Origin of the sequence: Desulfofundulus sp. (assembly GCF_049701015.1) — a bacterium.
GTDB lineage: Bacteria > Bacillota > Desulfotomaculia > Desulfotomaculales > Desulfovirgulaceae > Desulfofundulus.
Genome location: NZ_JBNATZ010000224.1, coordinates 1 through 4105, shown reverse-complemented (window position 1 = coordinate 4105; position 4105 = coordinate 1). Strand labels below are relative to the sequence as shown.

Genomic DNA, 4105 nt, shown 5'->3' with positions numbered 1-4105 from the left:
CCAGACGCTGGAAAAGGGGTTGAGCTACGGTTCCCAGATCATGGTGCTGGGAGATACCGGTGTGGGCAAATCCGTCCTGGCGGGAGAATTCATCAAGGAAGGACTCCGCTGCGGGGACACCTGCATCTACGTAGCATTTGACGAACCGCCACAGGTAATGCGCAGGCACCTTTTAAGCTTCAAGGTGGGTACCCGCATCTACGAGGAGCTCAACCGCCTGGTCTTTGTGGATGCCTATGAAGAGGAGGAAAGTTCCGAAAACTACTGCCTCTACGACCAGCGAAGCCTCGACAAGTATTTTGCCCTGGAAAAATCAATTATCCGGCAATTTTCCGGACAGCGGTTACGCCTGGTTGTGGACAGCCTGAGCACACTCATGACCAGCATGGAAAGCAACGACATTGTGGAATTTCACCGCAGCCGGCTGAAGTGGCTTAGAAGACAGGGTGTCCTTACCATGGACATTTTCGTCAGCGGAGTCCTGGCGGAACACTTAATTACTGTTACCAGCCACCTGTACAATGTCATCCTGAAAATGAACTTCAGCGGGTCCCCCACCCACCCGAGCCGGATGATACAGGTGGGCAAGCTTAAAAGCCAGCGTTTTGTGGCCCGGAGGTACCCTTTTACCATAGACCCCGTTTTTGGTATTCTGGTATTCACCAGCATGGAGGTAGGAACATGAGTGAGAATTTTGCCATTAAAGTCATCGGTTATATGTATTCAAGCATAATGGAAACCATGGACCATCTTCCCTTCAGCGGCCGCTACTGGATGGAAAAGATAATAGAGGGCACTGCTCTGCATGTCCTTAACGAGCACATCAATGAGTTAGAAATTACTTCATACACACCCGTCGATTTATGTGCCAGCTACTTAAAATTACTGGAAAAGAAAGAATTTCTTCAGGCATCGGATTATCAACTCCGGCAGGAAGGTCAAGAAGTCGAGATGAAGGTAAACTTATCCAGGTGTATGTACCGGGACTTTTGCATCCATGCACAGCACCAAGAATTTCCCCTCTACTGCATCCGGATGAATGCTCTGCGGAGCGTCCTGAAAAGCTTCCTGCACCTGGACTATACCTATTCCCTTGAAATTTCCCAAGAAGAAGATCTTTGTTCCGGCAGACTCTTTCCCAACCCCATCCCCCGAGGTGAGATTGTTATCCGGGAAGGACACATGTTGAAAATCGCCGGCGAACGGGCCATTTTAATGCCCATGGGCACTTACGCCTCCATCCTGGCATCTATCCGGGAACATGCACCCCACATACTGGTGCACGTGCTTTATGATGCCGGTTTCCGGTCCGGGCTCAGACTGGCGCGCAGAGTCAGAAAAATGTATCCCGAAGTCCCGGAGTGTCTGAATATCCTCCTGGACGAGCTGAAACAGCACGGCCTGGGCGAGATGGAACTGGTTTCCCTGGAAGCGGATGCAGGCAAGGCGATTATCCGCTGCCACGATTCCTTCCAGGTAGAATCCATAGGCAAATACGGGGAGCTTTACCGTACCCCCAGGGTGGTCTGCGATCTCCTCCGGGGAACTTTCGCTGCCTGTTTGACTGAACTGCTCGAACAGGAAATTTTTTGCGAGGAAGTTCAATGTAAATCCATGGGAGATCCCTGCTGCGAGTTCAGGACTCTGCCCCTGGAACCCCAGCTGTTGAGCAGGGGTGAGGAGGTTTGAAAAGACCTCCCGACGAACAGGTCGATCCAGTCCTGTTAAGTATGGTACGCATAGAAGTGCTTGCTTTTTTCCAGGCCAACCCCTATACAAGGGATACCATCGAAGGCCTGGCCAGGCGGCTACACCGGCCCCTTCCGGCGGTATCTCTGGCGGTATCCTCCCTGGCCGCCCTGGGTATACTTGTTGGCCATCAGGGTTCAGGTTCGGTCACTTACCGCCTGAAACATGGGGAGTCCATCGCCATTAATGCGGGGGAAAACACAGTAAAAGAGTGTTTCTCCAGCAACCGTCCAGTGAAGGCACATCGGAGCCAGGGTTGATGAAAGATTCTTTCTCTCAAGTAATAATCAAGGAAGCAGAAGAATTAAATGGTGAGCTCTTATTTAAGGAGGACAAAACCATGTTTTCCCCTGATTCCATCTGGGACAGCCTCCCCGCCGGGTTGCTCGTTATCGACCGCCAGGCCAGGATCAGAATTTTCAACCGCCAGCTGGCGAAGCGTACCGGCCTTCCAGCAGAACAAATGATAGGCAAGCGGTATCAGGAAATTTATCCTGGTTCCAAACAATCAAAACTTCTTGAGACTCTTCACACCGGTACAGCTTATGATCAGATCAGGGCAGAGGAGGTCCTCCCGGTACCACACAGAACAGGCTTTTCAACAGCAAGCTGCCGGCCCATAATCACGTCCAGCGGGTCAGTCGTCGGAGCGCTAGCCCTGTTTACCGAAAACGCCCACCTGAGGGAGATGCAGCAGGCGGTAATGAAAGCGGATAGACTGGCCATAATGGGCCAGCTGGCCGCACAAGTGGTGCATGAAGTAAAAAACCCTCTCACCACCGTCAAAGGTTTTCTGCAGTTGCTAAAAGAAAGCCGGAATTTATCCGGGCAGCAGGAATACCTGGACATCATGCTGGATGCTATAGACCACGCCAACCACATTATAACCGACTTTCTATACCTGGCCCGGCCTGGATGCTCATGCCGGAAAACCTATTCCCCGGAGAAATTGCTATCCGAAGTTTGTCTCTTGATGGAAAGCGAGGCTGCTCTGAGAAACATAACTCTCGCACACGTTATTTCTGAAGTGCTGCCCCCGGTATGGATTGATCCCGACCAGATGAAGCAAGTGCTGGTCAACATCATCAAAAACTCACTGGAAGCCATGCCCGAAGGTGGACAGGTTACCATTGAAACCAGCTGCCGTGCCGGGGAACTGTTAATCACCATCTCTGACACTGGAACAGGTATGGATCAACTTGTCCTGGAAAATATCTTTGAACCTTTCTTCACCACCAAAGCATCCGGCAGTGGCCTGGGCATGTTCATAGCCAAACAAATCATACATAATCACCATGGTGATATAAAAGTTGATAGTGTACCGGGAAAGGGTACCACCGTAACCATCAGCCTCCCCATACTCCACCGGAAAGGAGAAGTATCATGATTACCCTGACTTCCAATCAAATGATAGCCCTGGGACGCATGCTTTTCATACCCAGGGGCAATCTGCGTAAGGAGCAGCTTAAAATCGAAGCAAGCGGACCTTACCGCCTGCTGGAAAAAGACGAATATTTTATAATCCAGAACATGGACTGCTGTAAAGCCATCATGGTGACCGTACGGGCAGAAACGGATTAAGACCGGGAAATTCCCGGTCTTTTTTACCACCGCCCGTTCAGGAAGGGATTATACCTGGCTTCTTCACCGATAGTGGAAGCAGGTCCGTGACCGGGGAACACCCTTGTTTCCGGCGGGTAGCACAGGAGTTTTTCTTTAATCGATTTGATCAACTGCTCGTGGCTGCCCCCCGGAAAGTCGGAACGGCCCACCGAACCGGCAAAAAGGGTGTCCCCGGTAATCAGGCTGCCCCCAACTTCCAGGCATATCCCGCCCGGAGTGTGACCGGGAGTATGTATCACCCGCAGGGTCTGCTTGCCCACTGTAATGACATCCCCGTCTTCCAGAAGACGATCTGCCGGGGGGTAGCTGATGGATATGCCCATGTAGAGCGAAAGGTTGCTGCCGGCACTGGTCAGCATGTGGGCATCATCCCGGTGGATGAGCACCTCCGCCCCCGTGGCTTCTTTTACCTGACCCAGGGCACCTATGTGATCCACGTGGCCGTGGGTTAAAATAATATAGCGACATTTGAGGTTCAACTGTTCAAGGCGGCGCAGGATTCGCCCTCCCTCGGCCCCGGGATCCACCACAGCGGCTTCTCTGGTTTCCGGACAACCGATGATGTAACAGTTGGCTTCCATAGATCCCACGGGAAATCCCTCTAAAATCAACAAGCATACCTCCCTTTAATCAACCTGACTCACTAGAATTCCTTCTGGCTGTCCAGGAGCAGGGTTACCGGACCATCGTTGATGATTTCCACCTGCATATGGGCACCAAAGACGCCGGTAGC

At 51.9% G+C, this 4105-nt stretch carries 7 protein-coding genes; 5 read left to right on the top strand and 2 right to left on the bottom strand.

From position 1 onward, the window contains the following. The 5 genes from ACPLUI_RS11965 to ACPLUI_RS11945 form a co-directional block, all read left to right on the top strand. On the top strand, positions 1–685 hold a 685-nt coding region (locus ACPLUI_RS11965; protein WP_424660489.1), incomplete at its 5' end, for an RAD55 family ATPase. Beyond that, positions 682–1689, top strand: a complete 1008-nt coding sequence (locus ACPLUI_RS11960; RefSeq protein WP_424660488.1) for a V4R domain-containing protein — start codon at positions 682–684, stop codon at positions 1687–1689. The genes ACPLUI_RS11965 and ACPLUI_RS11960, both read left to right, overlap by 4 nt. After that, complete coding sequence (locus tag ACPLUI_RS11955; RefSeq protein WP_424660487.1) at positions 1686–2009, top strand: hypothetical protein; 324 nt, start codon at positions 1686–1688, stop codon at positions 2007–2009. Before ACPLUI_RS11960 ends, ACPLUI_RS11955 begins: the two co-directional genes overlap by 4 nt. Then, positions 2009–3136: a two-component system sensor histidine kinase NtrB gene (locus ACPLUI_RS11950; protein ID WP_424660486.1), complete on the top strand. Its 1128-nt coding sequence runs from the start codon at positions 2009–2011 to the stop codon at positions 3134–3136. The genes ACPLUI_RS11955 and ACPLUI_RS11950 overlap by 1 nt, the downstream gene beginning before the upstream one ends. Next, on the top strand, positions 3133–3330 hold the full coding sequence (locus ACPLUI_RS11945) for a hypothetical protein (RefSeq protein ID WP_424660485.1): 198 nt from the start codon (positions 3133–3135) through the stop codon (positions 3328–3330). The genes ACPLUI_RS11950 and ACPLUI_RS11945 overlap by 4 nt, the downstream gene beginning before the upstream one ends. Before the next feature lie 23 nt (positions 3331–3353). Here the strand turns inward: ACPLUI_RS11945 and ACPLUI_RS11940 are convergent, their stop codons facing one another. Beyond that, positions 3354–3983: an MBL fold metallo-hydrolase gene (locus ACPLUI_RS11940; RefSeq protein ID WP_424660484.1), complete on the bottom strand. Its 630-nt coding sequence runs from the start codon at positions 3981–3983 to the stop codon at positions 3354–3356. Between the two features lie 32 nt (positions 3984–4015). Next, positions 4016–4105, bottom strand: a 90-nt coding sequence (locus ACPLUI_RS11935) for a D-aminoacyl-tRNA deacylase (RefSeq protein WP_424660490.1), incomplete at its 5' end; no start/stop codon positions are given.